Origin of the sequence: Enterobacter quasiroggenkampii (assembly GCF_043972695.1) — a bacterium.
In the GTDB taxonomy this organism is placed as follows: domain Bacteria; phylum Pseudomonadota; class Gammaproteobacteria; order Enterobacterales; family Enterobacteriaceae; genus Enterobacter; species Enterobacter quasiroggenkampii.
Map to the genome: position 1 here is coordinate 1,962,618 of NZ_CP143745.1, position 17,806 is coordinate 1,980,423.

Sequence of the window (17,806 nt, forward strand, 5' to 3'; positions counted from 1 at the left end):
AAGATAAAAAGGGTAAAAGTTGCATTTTTAGCCCAGGGGCGGCGGGTAAGTGATCACAAATAAATAACATTTTCCGCAAAGTCGGTTGACAGCAGACAACAGATGAAAATAAATGTCTATACAACCTATGACAAGTGGAATGCCCATGCAGCAGATTCATCCCGACGATGTGATATGGCGAAATGCGCGACTGGCTACGATGGCACCGGACGTCTGTGCGCCCTATGGACTGAAAGAGCAACACGCCCTGGTCGTACGCGGCCACACCCTTCTGGCCGTGATCCCTGAATCTGACATTCCGGCCGGACACCGTCACTGTGTCGATCTTCAGGGACGTCTGGTCACGCCGGGCCTGATTGACTGCCATACCCACCTGGTGTTTGGCGGCGATCGCGCGGCGGAGTGGGAGCAGCGTCTTAACGGTGTCTCTTATCAAACCATCAGCGCCCAGGGGGGCGGGATTAACGCTACCGTGACGGCGACGCGCAGCAGCTCGCCCGAAACCCTGCTTAAGCTGGCGCAGCAGCGGCTTCAGCGTCTGATGAATGAAGGTGTCACCACGGTTGAAATCAAATCCGGATACGGTTTAAACGCCGAGGCCGAAGAGAAGATGCTGCAGGTCGCGCGCCAGCTGAGCCTCAATAATCCGGTTGATATCAGCCCAACGCTGCTGGCGGCTCATGCGGTTCCGCCGGAATACCGACAGGATCCGGATGCGTACCTCACGCTGGTCTGTGAGCAGATATTGCCCACGCTGTGGCAAAAAGAGTTATACGAATCAGTAGACGTGTTCTGCGAAAACGTCGGCTTTACCCCGTCGCAAACCGAGCGCCTCTTTAAGGCGGCGACCGCGCTCGGTATTCCGGTGAAAGGGCACGTCGAGCAGCTGTCGAATCAGGGCGGTGCGGCGCTGGTCAGCCGGTATAAGGGACTCTCCGCCGATCATATCGAATATCTTGACGACGCAGGCGTTCAGGCGATGGCGCAAAGCGGCACGGTTGCGGTCCTGTTGCCGGGCGCGTTCTATTTTCTGCAGGAGCACCAGCGTCCGCCGGTTGAACAGCTCAGAAAACAGGGTGTGCCGATGGCGGTCGCGACCGACTATAACCCCGGTACCAGCCCGTTTGCCAGCCTGCACCTGGCGATGAACATGGCCTGCGTCCAGTTTGGCCTGACGCCTGAAGAGGCCTGGGCTGGCGTCACGCGGCATGCCGCGCAGGCGCTGGGCCGCAGGGAAACCCACGGACAGCTGCGGGCCGGGTTTGTCGCTGATTTCATCGTCTGGGATGCTCGCCATCCGGTTGAGATGGTCTACGAGCCGGGACGCAATCCGCTGTATCAACGTATTTTCCGTGGGGAGGCAGTATGAGGTTATGGCGGCCCGTAGCCGAAACGGTCTGGCAGGGGCGCGACGACAGCGCCGAGGCCAGCAACGCAACGCGCATTTTCCAGACGATACGGCAGCAGGGAGCGTTCACGCCGCTATCATCCGGCATTGCGCTGATAGGCTTTGAATGTGATGCAGGGGTAAAACGCAATCAGGGCAGGCCCGGCGCCGTGCAGGCGCCTGATATGCTGCGAAAGGCGCTGGCGAATATGGCAAGCCATCAAGGACACGATCGGCTGGCGGATATGGGGTCGGTCTACGTTGAAGGTGACGAGCTTGAGGCGGCACAGCAGACGTTAAGCGATGCCGTGACAGCCTGCCAGCGCTCCGGGATGCGCACGCTGGTCTTTGGCGGCGGACACGAAACCGCGTGGGCGCACGGTCGCGGCGTGCTGGACGCCTTCCCGAACGAGCGGGTTGTCATCATCAACCTTGATGCCCATCTCGATCTGCGCAAGGCCGAGCGGGCGACGTCCGGCACGCCGTTTCGCCAGCTGGCGCACTACTGCGATGAGCGCGGTCGGGCATTTCAGTACGCCTGCTTTGGCGTGAGCCGGGCGGCAAACACGCAGGCGCTGTGGGATGAGGCCGAACGCCTGAACGTCACGCTGGTGGAAGATCTCCATTTCAGGCGCGATGCACTGTCCGCGCTGGAAAGTGTGCTGGCGCAGGCCGATCGCGTTTACCTGACAATCGATCTGGACGTCCTGCCCGCCAGCGAAATGCCTGCCGTTTCCGCTCCGGCTGCGTTAGGCATTCCGGCACTGGATCTTCTCCCCGTCATCGAACATATCTGCCGTAGCGGTAAGCTCCAGGCCGCCGATCTGGTAGAGTTTAACCCACAGTACGATCGGGACGGGCAGGGCGCAAAGCTTGCCGCCCGTCTGGCCTGGCAAATTGCTCACTGGTGGGCATAACACTATTCAAGGAGTCACGATGTTTTCACGCTCACCCCTGCCGCCGTCGAGCCCTCCCGCGCCTTTCTACGAAAAGGTGAAGCAGGCGATCAGCGAAAAAATCGCCACCGGCGTCTGGCGGCCGCATGACCGCATTCCCTCGGAGGCCGATCTGGTGGCGCAGTTTGGCTTTAGCCGGATGACCGTCAACCGGGCGCTGCGCGAGCTGACCGACGAAGGGCTTCTGGTGCGCCTGCAGGGCGTCGGGACGTTTGTGGCGGAGCCGAAAGGGCAGTCCGCCCTGTTTGAAATCCGCAGCATTGCGGACGAGATTGCCGCGCGTAATCATCAGCACCGCTGTGAGGTGCTGGTGCTCGAAGAGACTCAAGCCAGCGCCGAGCAGGCGGTAGAGCTGAATGTCAAAGAGGGAAGTCGCATCTTCCACTCCGTGATGGTGCATTTCGAAAACGACATTCCGGTGCAGATTGAAGATCGCTGCGTTAACGCCGAACGGATACCGGACTATCTGAACCAGGATTACACCCACACCACGCCGCATGCCTATCTTTCGCTTGTCGCACCGCTGACGGAAGGGGAGCACATTGTGGAAGCCGTGCGCGCCACGCCGCAGGAGTGCGAGCGGCTGCGCATTAAAGAGCACGACCCGTGCCTGCTGATCCGCCGTCGAACCTGGTCCTCGTCGCACATTGTGTCGCATGCCCGGCTGCTTTTCCCGGGTAACCGTTACCGGCTACAGGGCCACTTTATGTCATAAGTTTTATAAGCGTGATCGCTAACGCAATATAACAAAATTGTATCTTTTTTGTTAAATCCGACCTTGTGTGTGCTTGTCTATACAAGTATATCTAAATGCATCATCTGTCCCGTATAGGAGCACACAATGTCGTCAGGTAAATACCGCCAGCAGGACGTCCGCGCCGCGCGCGGCACCACCCTTATCGCCAAAAGCTGGCTCACCGAAGCCCCGCTGCGCATGTTGATGAACAACCTCGATCCTGAGGTGGCGGAAAACCCCCACGAGCTGGTGGTTTACGGCGGCATAGGCCGCGCCGCGCGCAACTGGGAATGCTATGACGCAATTGTAAAATCCCTGACCGAACTCGAACACGACGAAACCCTGCTGGTGCAGTCCGGCAAGCCGGTGGGCGTGTTTAAAACGCACAAAAACGCCCCGCGCGTGCTGATTGCCAACTCTAACCTCGTGCCGCACTGGGCAACGTGGGAACACTTCAACGAACTGGACGCGAAAGGGCTGGCGATGTATGGCCAGATGACCGCCGGGAGCTGGATCTACATCGGCAGCCAGGGGATCGTGCAGGGCACCTACGAAACCTTCGTGGAAGCCGGTCGCCAGCACTACAACGGCTCGCTGAAAGGCCGCTGGGTATTGACCGCCGGTCTGGGCGGCATGGGCGGCGCGCAACCGCTGGCCGCCACGCTGGCCGGCGCGTGTTCCCTGAACATTGAGTGCCAGCAGAGCCGCATTGATTTCCGTCTGCGTACCCGCTACGTCGATGAACAGGCGACCAGCCTGGACGATGCGCTGGCGCGCATCAAAAAATACACGTCCGAAGGCAAAGCGGTGTCGATTGCCCTGTGCGCAAATGCGGCGGACATTCTTCCAGAACTCGTCGCCCGCGGCGTGCGTCCGGATCTGGTCACCGACCAGACCAGCGCCCATGACCCGTTGCACGGTTACCTGCCAAAAGGCTGGACGTGGGAAGCCTACCAGCAAAAAGCGGAGACCGATCCGGAAGGCACGGTGCTTGCCGCGAAACGCTCCATGGCGGAACACGTATCCGCCATGCTGGCCTTCAGCCAGATGGGTATTCCGACCTTTGATTACGGCAACAACATTCGCCAGATGGCGAAAGAGATGGGCGTGAATAACGCCTTCGACTTCCCCGGCTTCGTCCCGGCCTATATCCGCCCGCTGTTCTGCCGCGGCATCGGGCCGTTCCGCTGGGTTGCCCTGTCCGGTGACCCAGAGGACATCTACAAAACCGACGCCAAAGTGAAGGAGATCGTCGCCGATGACGAACACCTGCACCACTGGCTGGACATGGCCCGCGAGCGCATTAACTTCCAGGGTCTGCCAGCGCGTATCTGCTGGGTAGGGCTGGAGTGGCGTCAAAAACTCGGCCTCGCCTTTAACGAAATGGTGCGCAGCGGTGAAGTTTCCGCGCCGATCGTCATTGGCCGCGACCACCTGGACTCCGGCTCCGTTGCCAGCCCGAACCGAGAAACGGAAGCCATGCGCGACGGCTCGGATGCGGTGTCCGACTGGCCGTTGCTGAATGCCCTGCTGAATACCGCCAGCGGCGCGACCTGGGTGTCGCTGCACCACGGCGGCGGCGTGGGGATGGGCTTCTCCCAGCATTCCGGGATGGTTATTGTCTGTGACGGAACGGATGAAGCCGCCGCGCGTATCGCTCGCGTGCTCCACAATGACCCGGCAACCGGCGTGATGCGTCACGCGGATGCGGGTTACGAGATTGCCATTGACTGTGCCAAAGAGCAGGGCCTTAACCTGCCGATGATCCCTGCCACAAAAGGAAAGCATGAATGAACGCATTAACCCTCACTCCCGGCTCACTGACGCTCAAACAGCTGCGTAACGTCTGGCGTCAGCCGGTCACCCTTTCGCTGGATGAAAGCGCCCACGCCGCCATTAACGACAGCGTGGCCTGCGTTGAAGCCATCGTTGCCGAAGGGCGCACGGCTTACGGGATTAATACCGGCTTTGGGCTGCTGGCGCAGACCCGCATCGCGACGCACGATCTGGAAAACCTGCAGCGTTCTCTGGTGCTGTCGCACGCGGCGGGCGTCGGTCAGCCGCTTGACGATGAGATTGTCCGTCTGATGATGGTGCTCAAAATCAACAGCCTGGCGCGCGGTTTCTCCGGCATCCGCCTGAGCGTGATCCAGGCGCTGATGGCGCTGGTTAATGCGGAGGTCTATCCGTGGATCCCGGCGAAGGGCTCCGTCGGGGCCTCCGGCGATCTCGCACCGCTGGCGCACATGTCGCTGCTGCTGCTGGGTGAAGGCAAAGCGCGCTGGCAGGGCGAGTGGCTTCCGGCGAAAGAGGCGCTGAAAAAGGCTGGCTTAACGCCGATCACGCTGGCGGCGAAAGAGGGGCTGGCGCTGCTGAACGGCACCCAGGCGTCGACCGCCTTCGCGCTGCGCGGCCTGTTTGAAGCGGAAGATCTGTTTGCCTCGGCGGTGGTGTGCGGTGCGCTGACTACCGAAGCGGTTCTGGGCTCGCGTCGCCCGTTCGATGCCCGCATCCACGAGGTGCGCGGTCAGCGCGGGCAGATCGATGCTGCCGCGATGTACCGTCACGTGCTTACCGACACCAGCGAGATCGCGGATTCACACCACAACTGTGAAAAGGTGCAGGATCCGTATTCCCTGCGCTGCCAGCCGCAGGTGATGGGCGCGTGCCTGACGCAGCTGCGCCAGGCGGCGGAGGTGCTGCTGGTGGAGGCCAACGCGGTGTCCGATAACCCGCTGGTGTTCGCCCAGGAAAACGAGGTGGTCTCCGGCGGTAACTTCCACGCCGAGCCTGTGGCAATGGCGGCGGATAATATCGCACTGGCGATTGCCGAAGTCGGCGCGTTGTCCGAGCGCCGCATCGCGCTGATGATGGATAAACACATGTCCCAGCTGCCACCGTTCCTGGTGCGTAACGGCGGGGTCAATTCAGGCTTTATGATTGCTCAGGTGACGGCCGCAGCGCTGGCAAGCGAGAACAAGGCGCTGTCGCATCCGCACAGCGTGGACAGCCTGCCAACCTCGGCGAATCAGGAAGATCACGTTTCGATGGCACCGGCTGCCGGGCGTCGTCTCTGGGAAATGGCCTCCAACACACGCGGTGTGCTGGCGGTGGAATGGCTGGCGGCAAGTCAGGGTATCGATCTGCGTGAGGGGCTCAAATCCAGCCCGCTGCTGGAGCAGGCGCGTCAGGTGCTGCGCGAGCACGTCACCCATTACGACGACGACCGCTTCTTTGCCCCGGATATTGATAAGGCGATGCAGCTTCTGGAAGAAGGGCGGCTGGTGGGGCTGTTACCTTCGGTGCTGTGATTTTTTTTGCCCGGTGGCGCTGCGCTTACCGGGCCTACGCGTGCGAAATCCAGGCCGGGTAAGGCGTAGCCGCCACCCGGCTTTTTTCAGGAATACATCGCTGTAATCGATGCGCTCCCCAGGGAATGGAAATGCACGTTAAACCCGACCATTGCGCCGCTCGCGCCTTCATCGACCTCAATCTTCTCCACATCCAGCGCGTGCACCGTGAAGATATAGCGGTGGGTTTCCCCTTTTGGCGGCGCCGCGCCGCCGTAGCCCGCTTTACCAAAGTCAGTGCGCGTCTGAATGGCACCTTCAGGCAGGGCAACCAGGTCTGAACCGGAACCCTGCGGTAGTACGCGCGTGTCGGCAGGCAGGTTCGCCACAATCCAGTGCCACCAGCCGGAGCCAGTAGGCGCATCCGGGTCGTAGCAGGTCACGACAAAGCTTTTGGTGCCTGCCGGAACCTCGTCCCACGCCAGGTGCGGGGAGATATTGTCTCCCTGATACCCCATGCCGTTAAAAACGTGACGTTCCGGCAGTTTTTCACCGTCGCGCAGATCTTTACTGATGATTTTCATACGGTTTACCCTCGTTGATCGCTCGTTCAGCAAGTGTAATGCATAGGGTTAAATCGTGAAATGCGCGGGAATGTTAACGGCTGTTACGACCGCGTCGGTTAATTTACGCAGCTGCTCCGGCGTAATGCTGTACGGCGGCATCAGGTAGATAAGCTTGCCGAAAGGCCGTACCCACACGCCTTGATCCACGAAGAAACGCTGCAACGCCGCCATATTCACCGGATGGGTGGTTTCAATCACCCCGATGGCGCCCAGCACGCGCACATCCGCCACGAAATTCGCCCCCGAGGCGGCGCTCAGCTCCGCTTTCAGCTCCGCTTTCAGCTGCGCTTCAATCGCCGCAACCTGCGTCTGCCACTCGCCGCTCGCCAGAATCGCCAGGCTTTCACTCGCCACGGCGCAGGCCAGGGGGTTGCCCATAAACGTCGGACCGTGCATAAAGCAGCCTGCTTCGCCGTCGCTGATGGTGTCGGCCACCTGGCGGGTCGTGAGCGTGGCGGAGAGCGTCATGGTGCCGCCCGTCAGCGCTTTGCCGAGGCACAGAATATCCGGGGCGATACCCGCATGCTCGCAGGCAAATAGCTTGCCAGTACGGCCAAAGCCGGTGGCGATCTCATCGGCAATCAGCAGAATGCCCTCGCGGTCGCACATCCTGCGAATACGCCTCAGCCATTCCGGATGGTACATCCGCATTCCGCCCGCGCCCTGCACGATCGGTTCAAGAATGACGGCAGCAATCTCGTGACGATGTGCTGCCATCAGCCGCGCGAAGCCGACCATGTCCATCTCGTTCCACTCGCCGTCGAAGCGGCTCTGCGGCGCAGGGGCGAACAGGTTTTCCGGCAGATACCCCTTCCACAGGCTGTGCATGGAGTTATCCGGATCGCACACCGACATCGCCCCGAAGGTATCCCCGTGATAGCCGTTGCGGAAGGTGAGGAAACGCTGGCGCGCTTCGCCCTTCGCGTGCCAGTACTGCAGCGCCATTTTCATCGCCACTTCCACCGCCACGGAGCCGGAATCCGCCAGGAATACGCACTCCAGCGAGTCAGGCGTCATCGCTACCAGACGTCGGCATAAATCCACCGCGGGCTGATGGGTGATCCCGCCAAACATCACGTGCGACATCTGGTCAATCTGGGCCTTCATCGCCGCATTCAGGCGCGGGTGGTTGTACCCGTGAATCGCCGCCCACCAGGAGGACATCCCGTCAACGAGCCGCTCGCCGCTGGCGAGGTGCAGCTCGCAGCCGTGGGCGGAGGCCACCGGATAGACGGGAAGGGGGCGGGTCGTGGAGGTGTAAGGGTGCCAGATATGCTGCTTGTCGAAGGCGAGATCGTCCTGGGTCATAATCGACTTGTAAACCATTTTGAAAAGTTTTAGGTTTACGAGTATAAACCGAACCGAAAATTAACAAAACCCTTTGGAGAAGCCCGATGGCTCACCACGCACGCTGGACGATGTCGCAAGTTACTGAATTATTCAACAAACCTTTCCTTGAGCTGATGTTCGAAGCCCAACAGGTGCATCGTCAGCATTTCGATCCTCGCCATGTTCAGGTCAGCACGCTGCTGTCGATCAAGACCGGCGCCTGCCCCGAAGACTGCAAATATTGCCCGCAGAGTGCGCGCTACAAAACCGGTCTGGAGTCAGAGCGCCTGATGGAAGTGGAGCAGGTCCTTGACTCCGCGCGCAAGGCGAAAAACGCTGGATCAACCCGCTTCTGCATGGGCGCGGCGTGGAAGAACCCGCACGATCGCGACATGCCGTATCTGGAGCAGATGGTGAAGGGCGTGAAGGAGATGGGCCTCGAAGCCTGCATGACCCTCGGTACGCTCAACGAAGAGCAGGCGCAGCGCCTCTCGGCCGCGGGGCTGGATTACTACAACCACAACCTCGACACCTCGCCGGAATTTTACGGCAATATCATCACCACGCGTACCTACCAGGAGCGTCTGGATACGCTGGATAAAGTGCGTGACGCGGGGATCAAGGTCTGTTCCGGCGGCATCGTGGGCTTAGGCGAGACGGTGAAAGACCGCGCGGGCCTGCTGCTGCAGCTGGCGAACCTGCCGACTCCGCCGGAAAGCGTGCCGATCAACATGCTGGTGAAGGTCAAGGGCACGCCGCTGGCGGATAACGAGGACGTGGATGCGTTTGATTTTATCCGCACCATCGCGGTGGCGCGTATCATGATGCCAACGTCTTACGTTCGCCTCTCGGCGGGCCGCGAGCAGATGAACGAGCAGACCCAGGCGATGTGCTTTATGGCCGGCGCCAACTCCATCTTCTACGGCTGCAAGCTGCTGACCACGCCTAACCCGGAAGAGGACAAAGACGTTCAGCTGTTCCGTAAGCTGGGGCTGAACCCGCATCAAACCGAAGTGCTGACGGGCGATAACGAGCAACAGCAGCAGCTGGAGCAGCAGATTTTCAATGCCGACACCGACCAGTTCTACAACGCGGCAGCCGTATGACCTGGCAGGCACGTATCAACTCTGCGCTCGACGACCGTCGGGCGGCAGAGGCATTTCGCGTTCGCAGGGTGGTGGAAAACGGCGCGGGTCGTTTTCTTACCCGTGAAGACCAGCGGTTCTGCAATTTCTCCAGCAACGACTATCTCGGGCTGAGCCAGCATCCGGCCATTATCCGCGCCTGGCAGCAGGGCGCGGAGCGGTTTGGCGTGGGCAGCGGCGGATCGGGACACGTCAGCGGATACACCACGGCGCATCAGGCGCTGGAAGAGGAACTGGCTGACTGGCTCGGCTACCCGCGCGCGCTACTGTTTATCTCCGGCTTTGCCGCCAACCAGGCGGTCATCACGGCCCTGATGGGGAAGGCGGACCGCATTGTCGCCGACCGCCTGAGCCACGCCTCCCTGCTGGAGGCGGCAAATTTAAGCCCGGCGCAGCTGCGGCGTTTTGCCCATAACGATGCGGGACAGCTCGCTGCGCTGCTGGATAAACCCTGCGAAGGACAACAGCTGGCGGTCACGGAAGGGGTGTTCAGCATGGACGGCGACAGCGCGCCGCTTGCCGCGCTGCACGAGGCCGCAAAGCGGCAGCATGCCTGGCTGCTGGTCGATGATGCGCACGGCATTGGCGTGATGGGCGACGAAGGGCGCGGGAGCGCGTATCAGCAAAACGTGAAGCCGGAACTGCTGATTGTCACCTTCGGCAAAGGTTTTGGCGTTAGCGGTGCCGCCGTGCTGTGCAGCGAATCCGTCGCCGACTATCTGCTGCAGTTTGCCCGACACCTGATTTACAGCACCAGCATGCCTCCGGCGCAGGCCGTGGCGCTGTCAGCGTCGCTGGCGGTGATACGCAGCGCGGAAGGGGATGAGCGTCGCCAGCGGCTGGCAGAGCATATCGCCCGCTTCCGTCAGGGACTCGCGGCGCTGCCCTTCCGCAGCACCGATTCGCAGAGCGCTATCCAGCCGGTGATTGTCGGTGAAAATGCCCGCGCGCTGGCCCTGGCACAGGCGCTGCGCCAGCGCGGCATGTGGGTCACGGCCATCCGCCCGCCCACCGTCCCACCGGGCACGGCGCGGCTGCGCTTAACCCTGACGGCGGCGCATGAACGACAGGATATTGAGACGTTGCTGGAGGCGCTCCATGATGCCGGTGAATAAGCAGGCCATCGCGGCCGCATTTGGCCGCGCCGCGCAGAGCTATTCGCAGCATGATGAGCTGCAGCGTCTGAGCGCGCAGGGGCTTCTGGCCGCCCTTGGCGAGAACGGTTTTCCACAGGTGCTGGACGCCGGGTGTGGTCCCGGCAGCAACAGCCGCTACTGGCGCGGGGCAGGAAGCCAGGTGACGGCTATCGATCTCTCAGCCCAGATGCTGGAAGAGGCGCGCCAGCGGCAGGCGGCAGATCGTTATCTGCTGGCCGATATCGAGGCGATCCCGCTGGCAGATGCGCAGTATGATCTGGTCTGGAGCCATCTGGCGGTTCAGTGGTGCAGCAGCCTGCCGCAGGCCTTGCGTGAGCTTTATCGCGTGGCGCGACCGGGCGGGAAGGTGGCGTTTACCACCCTGCTGGAAAGTTCGCTGCCGGAGCTGAATCAGGCCTGGCAGGCAGTCGATGAACAGCCGCACGCTAACCGGTTTTTATCGCATGATCAGGTGACGCAGGCGCTGGCAGGCTGGCGCGCTCGCAGCGTGGTGCAGACCATCACACTCAATTTTAGCGATGCGTTCAGCGCCATGCGTTCGCTGAAGGGCATAGGCGCCACGCACCTGCATACCGGACGCGAGAAAAAACCGCTCACCCGCGGTCAGCTGCAGCGCCTTGAGCTGGCCTGGCCGCAGCAGCGGGGTCAATTCCCGCTCTCCTATCAACTTTTTCATGGGATTATCGAACGTGACTGAACGTTATTTTGTCACCGGCACGGACACAGAAGTGGGCAAAACGGTGGCCAGCTCGGCGCTGCTGCAGGCGGCACGGCTGCTCGGGAAAAACACTGCCGGGTATAAGCCCGTGGCGTCCGGCAGCGAGATGACGGCGGAAGGGTTACGCAACACCGACGCGCTGGCGCTCCAGCGTAACAGCACGCGTGAACTCGCCTATTCCGCGGTGAATCCGTACACCTTTGCCGAGCCGACCTCACCGCACATTATCAGCGCCGATGAAGGTCGTCCGATTGATTTCGCTGTGTTGTCTGCCGGACTGCGGACGCTGGAAAATCAGGCCGACTGGGTGCTGGTGGAAGGGGCTGGCGGCTGGTTTACGCCGCTTTCGGACACGCAGACGTTTGCTGACTGGGTGCAGGCCGAGCAGCTTCCGGTCATTCTTGTCGTCGGCGTCAAGCTGGGCTGCATCAATCACGCCATGTTGACGGCGCAGGCCATACAGCAGGCCGGGCTGCGTCTGGCGGGCTGGATAGCCAACGACGTGGTTGCGCCGGGTAAACGACACCTGGAGTATCTGGCGACGCTCAGGCGCGTCCTGCCCGCGCCGTGCCTCGGGGAGATCCCATGGCTTGCTGACGGCGCGGAAAATGCCGAAACAGGACGTTATCTCGATCTCAGCGTTTTGCTTCCCGCGACATCCAGTGAGCGATAAGCTCATCATCCAGTTCGGTAACGTGGCCCTGCGCCACGTTACGCCCGCGATAGAGCATACAGAAACGGTCCGCCACCCGACGGATAAACGACAGCTGCTGCTCCGCTAACAGCACCGTCATCCCTAACTCCCGGTTTAATCGCCCCAGCAGCTGCACCAGCTTCTGGGCAACGCTGTGCCCCGCGCCTTGCAGGGGTTCATCCAGGATCAGCAGGTGAGGGCGGTTTACCAGCGCATTAGCCAGCGCCAGCTGATACTGGTCGTCCGGAGAGAGCGTGTTCGCGCGGGTTTGCCGCACCCCATAGAGCGCCGGAAACAGGTCGTAAACGTCATTTTTCGCCTCCGGGTTAGGTTTCCCCGTCGCCCGCATGGCGATATGCAGGTTCTCCTCAATCGTTAGCTGAGAGAAGATCCGCCTGTCCTGCGAGACATAGCCAATCCCCGGCCCGGAGCGCTGTTCTGACGGCGGGTGGAGCAAATCACGCGGCGGTGCGCCCGCCTCATACCAGATGATGCTGCCGCTTTCGACAGGCACTTTCCCGGCGATGCAATTCATGAGGGTGGTTTTCCCCATGCCCGGCAGACCAACGACGCCTGTACACATCCCTTGCGGAAAATCTAAATCCACATTCCATAGCGTATGTTGACTTCCGTAAAACTGATTCACTGCACGCAGACTCAACATCTTTCTCTCCTTAAAAATGTGTGTAGGTGTGGCTCGTGGATGAATCTGCAAAACCCCTGCCATAAAGCGGAAAGTGGTTAAAAAAGCGACTTTTTTAGGAATAAGTCACAGAAGCGCGGCGGATAAAAACCGGGCTTGCACATCGACGGTGCTGGTGGTGGTGAGTTGTGGTGCAGAGCCCGAAAGGGTGAAAATGTGAGCAAGATCGCATCGGTTGGTTATGAATGACGCAACTGTTAATCAGCAAAAAATAGCTATAAAAATTTTTTGCCGCCGTCTCGTGGGAAAATCCGGGAATTTGCGGAGCGCCAGTCTGTATGGGCTGGAAGCAGTTATCCACTATTCCTGTGGATAACCATGTGCATTAGAGTTAGAAAACACGCGATAAGCGAGAGAAGACGCGGCTTACGCCCAAATTGACGCGAAACGCGGCTTTAGAAAATATCGTTTAGTTTTTAATTGCTTAGATAAAAGCAATTCCCGTCATGAAAGTGTCACCGGTTGCCACAAAACTATCATTACCTGGCTTGACAAATGTTAAAAAAGAAAAAGTTCTGGGGATAACCTGACCTGACTGGTGTTTTATGTTGTCACAGTCCAAATTTTGGTCGCTATCGCGCTAATCATTCAGGCGCTACTCTAAATATCCTGACATGCTACTGGTTTTTCATCCAGTGTTTTTTACTGGCATTCCTGGCAACAAGGAGTAAAATTACTCACCTGCCGCTTATAACGTCATCAGGTTGTCGCCCATGAGTAAACCGTTCAAATTGAATTCTGCTTTCCGTCCATCTGGCGATCAGCCTGAGGCGATCCGTCGTCTGGAAGAAGGACTGGAGGATGGGCTGGCGCACCAGACGCTGCTGGGGGTCACCGGCTCGGGTAAAACATTTACCATTGCCAACGTGATTGCGGATCTCCAGCGCCCAACGATGGTGCTGGCACCCAATAAAACCCTGGCGGCGCAGCTATACGGCGAGATGAAAGAGTTCTTCCCGGAAAACGCGGTAGAGTATTTCGTCTCCTACTACGATTACTACCAGCCTGAAGCCTATGTGCCGAGTTCTGACACCTTCATTGAGAAAGATGCCTCGGTGAACGAACACATCGAGCAGATGCGACTGTCGGCCACGAAGGCGCTTCTGGAGCGTCGCGATGTGATCGTCGTTGCCTCGGTTTCCGCGATATACGGTCTGGGCGATCCGGATCTCTATCTCAAGATGATGTTGCACCTGACGCAGGGGATGATCATTGACCAGCGCGCGATTTTGCGTCGCCTGGCGGAGCTGCAGTACACCCGCAACGACCAGGCCTTCCAGCGCGGCACCTTCCGCGTGCGCGGTGAAGTGATCGACATCTTCCCGGCAGAATCGGACGATATGGCGCTGCGCGTCGAGCTGTTTGACGAGGAGGTCGAACGCCTGTCGCTCTTCGACCCGCTGACTGGACACGTTGAGTCGGTGATCCAGCGCTTCACCATTTACCCGAAAACGCACTACGTGACGCCGCGCGAGCGTATCGTGCAGGCGATGGAAGAGATCAAAGTGGAGCTGGCCGAGCGCCGTAAGGTGCTGCTGGCGAACAATAAGCTGCTGGAAGAGCAGCGCCTGAGCCAGCGTACCCAGTTCGACCTGGAGATGATGAACGAGCTGGGCTACTGCTCCGGCATTGAAAACTACTCCCGCTTCCTCTCCGGGCGCGGGCCGGGCGAGCCGCCGCCGACGCTGTTTGATTACCTTCCGGCCGACGGTTTGCTGGTGATCGACGAATCCCACGTCACGATCCCGCAGATCGGCGGGATGTACCGTGGCGACCGGGCGCGTAAGGAGACGCTGGTGGAATACGGCTTCCGCCTGCCGTCAGCGCTGGATAACCGTCCGATGAAGTTTGAAGAGTTTGAGGCGCTGGCGCCGCAAACCATCTACGTCTCGGCCACGCCGGGCAACTATGAGCTGGAAAAATCGGGCGATGAGGTGGTTGACCAGGTGGTACGTCCGACCGGGCTGCTGGATCCGGTTATCGAGGTGCGTCCGGTGGCCACGCAGGTGGACGACCTGCTCTCTGAGATCCGCGCCCGTTCCGCCATCAACGAGCGCGTGCTGGTGACCACGCTCACCAAGCGTATGGCGGAAGACCTGACCGAGTATCTTGAAGAGCACGGCGAGAAGGTGCGTTATCTGCACTCGGATATCGATACCGTGGAGCGCATGGAGATTATCCGCGACCTGCGTCTGGGTGAGTTTGATGTGCTGGTAGGGATTAACCTGCTGCGAGAAGGTCTCGATATGCCGGAGGTCTCGCTGGTGGCGATTCTGGATGCGGACAAAGAGGGCTTCCTGCGTTCCGAGCGTTCGCTGATTCAGACCATTGGCCGCGCCGCGCGTAACGTCAACGGTAAAGCGATTCTGTACGGCGACAAAATTACCCCGTCGATGGCGAAAGCGATTGGTGAGACGGAGCGCCGCCGTGAGAAACAGCAGCGCTACAACGAAGAACACGGCATTACCCCGCAGGGGCTGAACAAGAAGGTGGTGGATATTCTGGCGCTGGGTCAGAACATCGCCAAAACCAAAGCGAAAGGCCGCGGCAAGGCGCGTTCAGTGGTGGAAGAAGATACCGTCGTGCTGACGCCAAAAGCGCTGCAGCAGAAAATCCACGAGCTGGAAGGACAGATGATGCAGCACGCGCAGAACCTGGAGTTCGAAGAGGCGGCGCAGATCCGCGACCAGCTTCATCAGCTGCGGGATCTGTTTATCGCGGCATCGTGAGTAAAGCGTTGTTTTCTCCCTCTCCCCTTGGGAGAGGGCCGGGGTGAGGGCATCAGGCCTCACAAAACGAATCTAACCCAGCGCCTGAATCGCCTTCTCCAGCGCCTCGCGCAGCAGATGGCGGTCGTGGCGATACTTGATGTCTGAGGCCTCCAGCGGCTCCTGCACCACCAGACGATCGCCGATACCGGATACATCCACCTTCGGCCCCACCACCACGCCGTCAATGATCTTCTTACCGACGTAATGCTCCATCAAATTGAGTTTATCCGCCAGCGACAGGCTTGCGGCTGCCGGGCTCAGTTCACGCCCGAGGTTACCAATGTAAACCATTGGCGCCGGGGTGCGGCGCAGCGCCTGCGCCAGCTCTTTCACCAGCAGGATCGGCATCAGGCTGGTGTAAAAGCTGCCCGGGCCGATCAGAATTAAATCCGCGTCGCCAATTGCTTCTACGGCTTCACGCGTCGCCGGCACGCTCGGGTAAGTCATCAGCTCTTTGGGCGGCAGCAGAAGCTGGTCAATATTCACCTCGCCGTAAACTTCATGCCCTTCGGCGTCGATGGCCATCAAGTCAACCGGTTGTTCAGACATGGGGATCAGAAATGCGTCCACTTTGAGCAGATTACGGATCAGATTGATGGCTTCGAGAGGCCTTACGCTCAGGTGATCCAGCGCCTTTAACATCAGATTTCCGAGGTTATGTCCGGAAAGTTCGCCATTGCCGCCAAAACGGTACTCAAACATCGCCGACGCGACGCTCGGCTCGGTAATTAACTGGTTCAGGCAGTTGCGCATATCGCCCCAGGCAATACCGCCTTCGGCACGTCTGATCCGCCCGGTTGAGCCGCCGTTGTCGGTGGTGGTCACTATCCCTGTCAGCCTTGAGCCGAGTGACGACAATGAGGACATGACGCGGCCCAGGCCGTGGCCTCCGCCAAGAGCGACCACTCGGTCAAGATCCGCAAAAGTGCGATTGCGCATACGTATTCCTTATCACGTTCGATCGCGTAACAGTAACCTAACTACCCCTAAAAGACGATGCCTCACCCGATGCAAAATGACGTATATCAATGTGAAAGTGCGGTTTTTAGGTATTCTGTAGCGAAAATGGGCGAATGATTCGCTATATACATAGTTATATAGCGAAAAGCGACAATGGCGCTGTCCGAATTTCCGCGCTACTATCGCCCTAACCACGTTTTCAACATTGAAAACATACACTCTAGCCCTTGTGCCTGTGTCGAAAGATATGGCGCTCTGGCCGTGGCGAATTTGCCACCAGGGTACAGAAAGAAATGACTGTGCCTCCCGTATCTGGAAAGGTGTACATGGCTTCACAACTTACTGATGCTTTCGCGCGTAAGTTTTATTACTTACGTCTGTCGATTACCGATGTGTGCAATTTCCGTTGCACCTACTGCCTGCCCGACGGCTACAAACCGGGCAGCGTCACCAATAACGGCTTTCTCTCCGTGGATGAAGTGCGCCGCGTCACGCGCGCCTTCTCTGAACTCGGCACCGAAAAAGTGCGCCTTACCGGCGGTGAACCCTCGCTGCGACGCGATTTCCCCGACATCATTGCCGCCGTGCGTGAAAATGAACGTATCCGCCAGATTGCGGTGACCACCAACGGTTACCGTATGGCGCGCGACGTGGCCACCTGGCGCGATGCGGGCTTAACCGCCATTAACGTCAGCGTGGACAGTCTGGACGCCCGCCAGTTTCACGCCATTACCGGCCAGGATAAATTCCAGCAGGTCATGGACGGTATCGATGCGGCATTTGCGGCCGGCTTCGAAAAAGTCAAAGTCAACACGGTGCTGATGCGTGATGTAAACCATCACCAGCTCGATACTTTCCTGGCGTGGATCAAAACTCGCCCCATTCAGCTGCGTTTTATTGAGCTGATGGAAACCGGCGAGGGCAGCGAGCTGTTTCGCCGCCATCACATCTCCGGCATGGTGCTGCGCGACGAACTGCTCAGGCGCGGCTGGATCCACCAGATCCGCCAGCGCAGCGACGGTCCGGCACAGGTCTTCTGCCATCCTGATTATGAAGGCGAGATCGGGCTTATCATGCCTTACGAGAAAGACTTCTGTGCCAGCTGCAACCGCCTGCGCGTCTCTTCCGTGGGCAAACTCCATCTCTGCCTGTTCGGCGACGGCGGCGTGGACCTTCGCGATCTGCTGGAAGACGATGCGCAGCAGGACGCGCTTGAAGCGCGCATTTCTGAAGCACTGACGCATAAAAAACAGACCCACTTCCTGCATCAGGGCAATACCGGCATTACTCAGAACCTGTCTTACATCGGCGGGTAACCAGTCTTAAGAAGGAAT

Annotated in this window: 15 protein-coding genes and 1 riboswitch; of the genes, 11 read left to right on the top strand and 4 right to left on the bottom strand. The window is 59.6% G+C overall.

What is annotated here, in order from left to right:
- Positions 1–145: 145 nt before the first annotated feature.
- The 5 genes from hutI to hutH all read left to right on the top strand — a co-directional run bounded on the left by hutI (position 146) and on the right by hutH (position 6,390).
- Complete coding sequence (gene hutI, locus V1572_RS09380) at positions 146–1,369, top strand: imidazolonepropionase (protein ID WP_395299889.1); 1,224 nt, start codon at positions 146–148, stop codon at positions 1,367–1,369.
- Positions 1,366–2,304 (top strand): formimidoylglutamase, encoded by a 939-nt coding sequence (hutG, locus tag V1572_RS09385; protein WP_048222112.1) that lies wholly within the window; start codon positions 1,366–1,368, stop codon positions 2,302–2,304. The genes hutI and hutG overlap by 4 nt, the downstream gene beginning before the upstream one ends.
- A 19-nt stretch (positions 2,305–2,323) precedes the next feature.
- The gene (locus tag V1572_RS09390) at positions 2,324–3,058 is read left to right on the top strand and encodes a histidine utilization repressor (protein WP_395299890.1); all 735 of its coding nucleotides are present in this window, start codon (positions 2,324–2,326) and stop codon (positions 3,056–3,058) included.
- A gap of 126 nt (positions 3,059–3,184) precedes the next feature.
- Positions 3,185–4,873: a urocanate hydratase gene (gene hutU, locus V1572_RS09395; protein ID WP_395299891.1), complete on the top strand. Its 1,689-nt coding sequence runs from the start codon at positions 3,185–3,187 to the stop codon at positions 4,871–4,873.
- Positions 4,870–6,390 carry a histidine ammonia-lyase gene (hutH, locus tag V1572_RS09400; protein ID WP_032656312.1) on the top strand — a complete coding sequence of 507 codons (1,521 nt, stop codon included), beginning with the start codon at positions 4,870–4,872 and terminating at the stop codon, positions 6,388–6,390. Before hutU ends, hutH begins: the two co-directional genes overlap by 4 nt.
- Before the next feature lie 86 nt (positions 6,391–6,476).
- Here the strand turns inward: hutH and V1572_RS09405 are convergent, their stop codons facing one another.
- Positions 6,477–6,953, bottom strand: coding sequence for a kinase inhibitor (locus V1572_RS09405; protein WP_008501131.1), 477 nt, complete (start codon positions 6,951–6,953; stop codon positions 6,477–6,479).
- Between the two features lie 48 nt (positions 6,954–7,001).
- Complete coding sequence (gene bioA / locus V1572_RS09410; RefSeq protein ID WP_395299892.1) at positions 7,002–8,303, bottom strand: adenosylmethionine--8-amino-7-oxononanoate transaminase; 1,302 nt, start codon at positions 8,301–8,303, stop codon at positions 7,002–7,004.
- A gap of 86 nt (positions 8,304–8,389) precedes the next feature.
- On the opposite strand from bioA, the gene bioB reads away from it, so the two are divergent.
- The 4 genes from bioB to bioD are packed head-to-tail and all read left to right on the top strand — an operon-like array spanning position 8,390 to position 12,017.
- Complete coding sequence (gene bioB / locus V1572_RS09415) at positions 8,390–9,430, top strand: biotin synthase BioB (RefSeq protein WP_008501133.1); 1,041 nt, start codon at positions 8,390–8,392, stop codon at positions 9,428–9,430.
- Positions 9,427–10,584, top strand: a complete 1,158-nt coding sequence (gene bioF / locus V1572_RS09420) for an 8-amino-7-oxononanoate synthase (RefSeq protein ID WP_395299893.1) — start codon at positions 9,427–9,429, stop codon at positions 10,582–10,584. Before bioB ends, bioF begins: the two co-directional genes overlap by 4 nt.
- Complete coding sequence (gene bioC / locus V1572_RS09425) at positions 10,568–11,323, top strand: malonyl-ACP O-methyltransferase BioC (protein WP_252077400.1); 756 nt, start codon at positions 10,568–10,570, stop codon at positions 11,321–11,323. The genes bioF and bioC overlap by 17 nt, the downstream gene beginning before the upstream one ends.
- A complete protein-coding gene (gene bioD / locus V1572_RS09430) occupies positions 11,316–12,017 on the top strand; it encodes a dethiobiotin synthase (protein WP_074180315.1) in 702 nt (233 codons plus the stop codon). The genes bioC and bioD overlap by 8 nt, the downstream gene beginning before the upstream one ends.
- Here the strand turns inward: bioD and V1572_RS09435 are convergent.
- Positions 11,980–12,702 carry an ABC transporter ATP-binding protein gene (locus V1572_RS09435; RefSeq protein ID WP_252077399.1) on the bottom strand — a complete coding sequence of 241 codons (723 nt, stop codon included), beginning with the start codon at positions 12,700–12,702 and terminating at the stop codon, positions 11,980–11,982. The genes bioD and V1572_RS09435 overlap by 38 nt on opposite strands.
- A gap of 752 nt (positions 12,703–13,454) precedes the next feature.
- Here V1572_RS09435 and uvrB point away from each other — a divergent pair.
- Positions 13,455–15,470 carry an excinuclease ABC subunit UvrB gene (gene uvrB / locus V1572_RS09440; protein WP_045909484.1) on the top strand — a complete coding sequence of 672 codons (2,016 nt, stop codon included), beginning with the start codon at positions 13,455–13,457 and terminating at the stop codon, positions 15,468–15,470.
- A 72-nt stretch (positions 15,471–15,542) separates the two neighbouring features.
- On the opposite strand, the gene yvcK is transcribed toward uvrB, so the two are convergent.
- A complete protein-coding gene (yvcK, locus tag V1572_RS09445; protein ID WP_048026997.1) occupies positions 15,543–16,451 on the bottom strand; it encodes a uridine diphosphate-N-acetylglucosamine-binding protein YvcK in 909 nt (302 codons plus the stop codon).
- 225 nt (positions 16,452–16,676) lie between these two features.
- Positions 16,677–16,811: riboswitch (molybdenum cofactor riboswitch) on the top strand.
- Here yvcK and moaA point away from each other — a divergent pair.
- Positions 16,799–17,788 carry a GTP 3',8-cyclase MoaA gene (moaA, locus tag V1572_RS09450; RefSeq protein WP_053076358.1) on the top strand — a complete coding sequence of 330 codons (990 nt, stop codon included), beginning with the start codon at positions 16,799–16,801 and terminating at the stop codon, positions 17,786–17,788. Its footprint overlaps the riboswitch before it by 13 nt.
- Positions 17,789–17,806 lie beyond the last annotated feature (18 nt).

Coding starts and splice junctions, on each gene's coding strand:
- bioB (WP_008501133.1), top strand. CDS start 8,390: ATGGCTCACCACGCACGCTGGACGATGTCGCAAGTTACTGAATTATTC.
- hutU (WP_395299891.1), top strand. CDS start 3,185: ATGTCGTCAGGTAAATACCGCCAGCAGGACGTCCGCGCCGCGCGCGGC.
- hutI (WP_395299889.1), top strand. CDS start 146: ATGCAGCAGATTCATCCCGACGATGTGATATGGCGAAATGCGCGACTG.
- bioA (WP_395299892.1), bottom strand. CDS start 8,303: ATGACCCAGGACGATCTCGCCTTCGACAAGCAGCATATCTGGCACCCT.
- moaA (WP_053076358.1), top strand. CDS start 16,799: ATGGCTTCACAACTTACTGATGCTTTCGCGCGTAAGTTTTATTACTTA.
- yvcK (WP_048026997.1), bottom strand. CDS start 16,451: ATGCGCAATCGCACTTTTGCGGATCTTGACCGAGTGGTCGCTCTTGGC.
- bioC (WP_252077400.1), top strand. CDS start 10,568: ATGATGCCGGTGAATAAGCAGGCCATCGCGGCCGCATTTGGCCGCGCC.
- V1572_RS09405 (WP_008501131.1), bottom strand. CDS start 6,953: ATGAAAATCATCAGTAAAGATCTGCGCGACGGTGAAAAACTGCCGGAA.
- hutG (WP_048222112.1), top strand. CDS start 1,366: ATGAGGTTATGGCGGCCCGTAGCCGAAACGGTCTGGCAGGGGCGCGAC.
- uvrB (WP_045909484.1), top strand. CDS start 13,455: ATGAGTAAACCGTTCAAATTGAATTCTGCTTTCCGTCCATCTGGCGAT.
- bioF (WP_395299893.1), top strand. CDS start 9,427: ATGACCTGGCAGGCACGTATCAACTCTGCGCTCGACGACCGTCGGGCG.
- V1572_RS09390 (WP_395299890.1), top strand. CDS start 2,324: ATGTTTTCACGCTCACCCCTGCCGCCGTCGAGCCCTCCCGCGCCTTTC.
- V1572_RS09435 (WP_252077399.1), bottom strand. CDS start 12,702: ATGTTGAGTCTGCGTGCAGTGAATCAGTTTTACGGAAGTCAACATACG.
- hutH (WP_032656312.1), top strand. CDS start 4,870: ATGAACGCATTAACCCTCACTCCCGGCTCACTGACGCTCAAACAGCTG.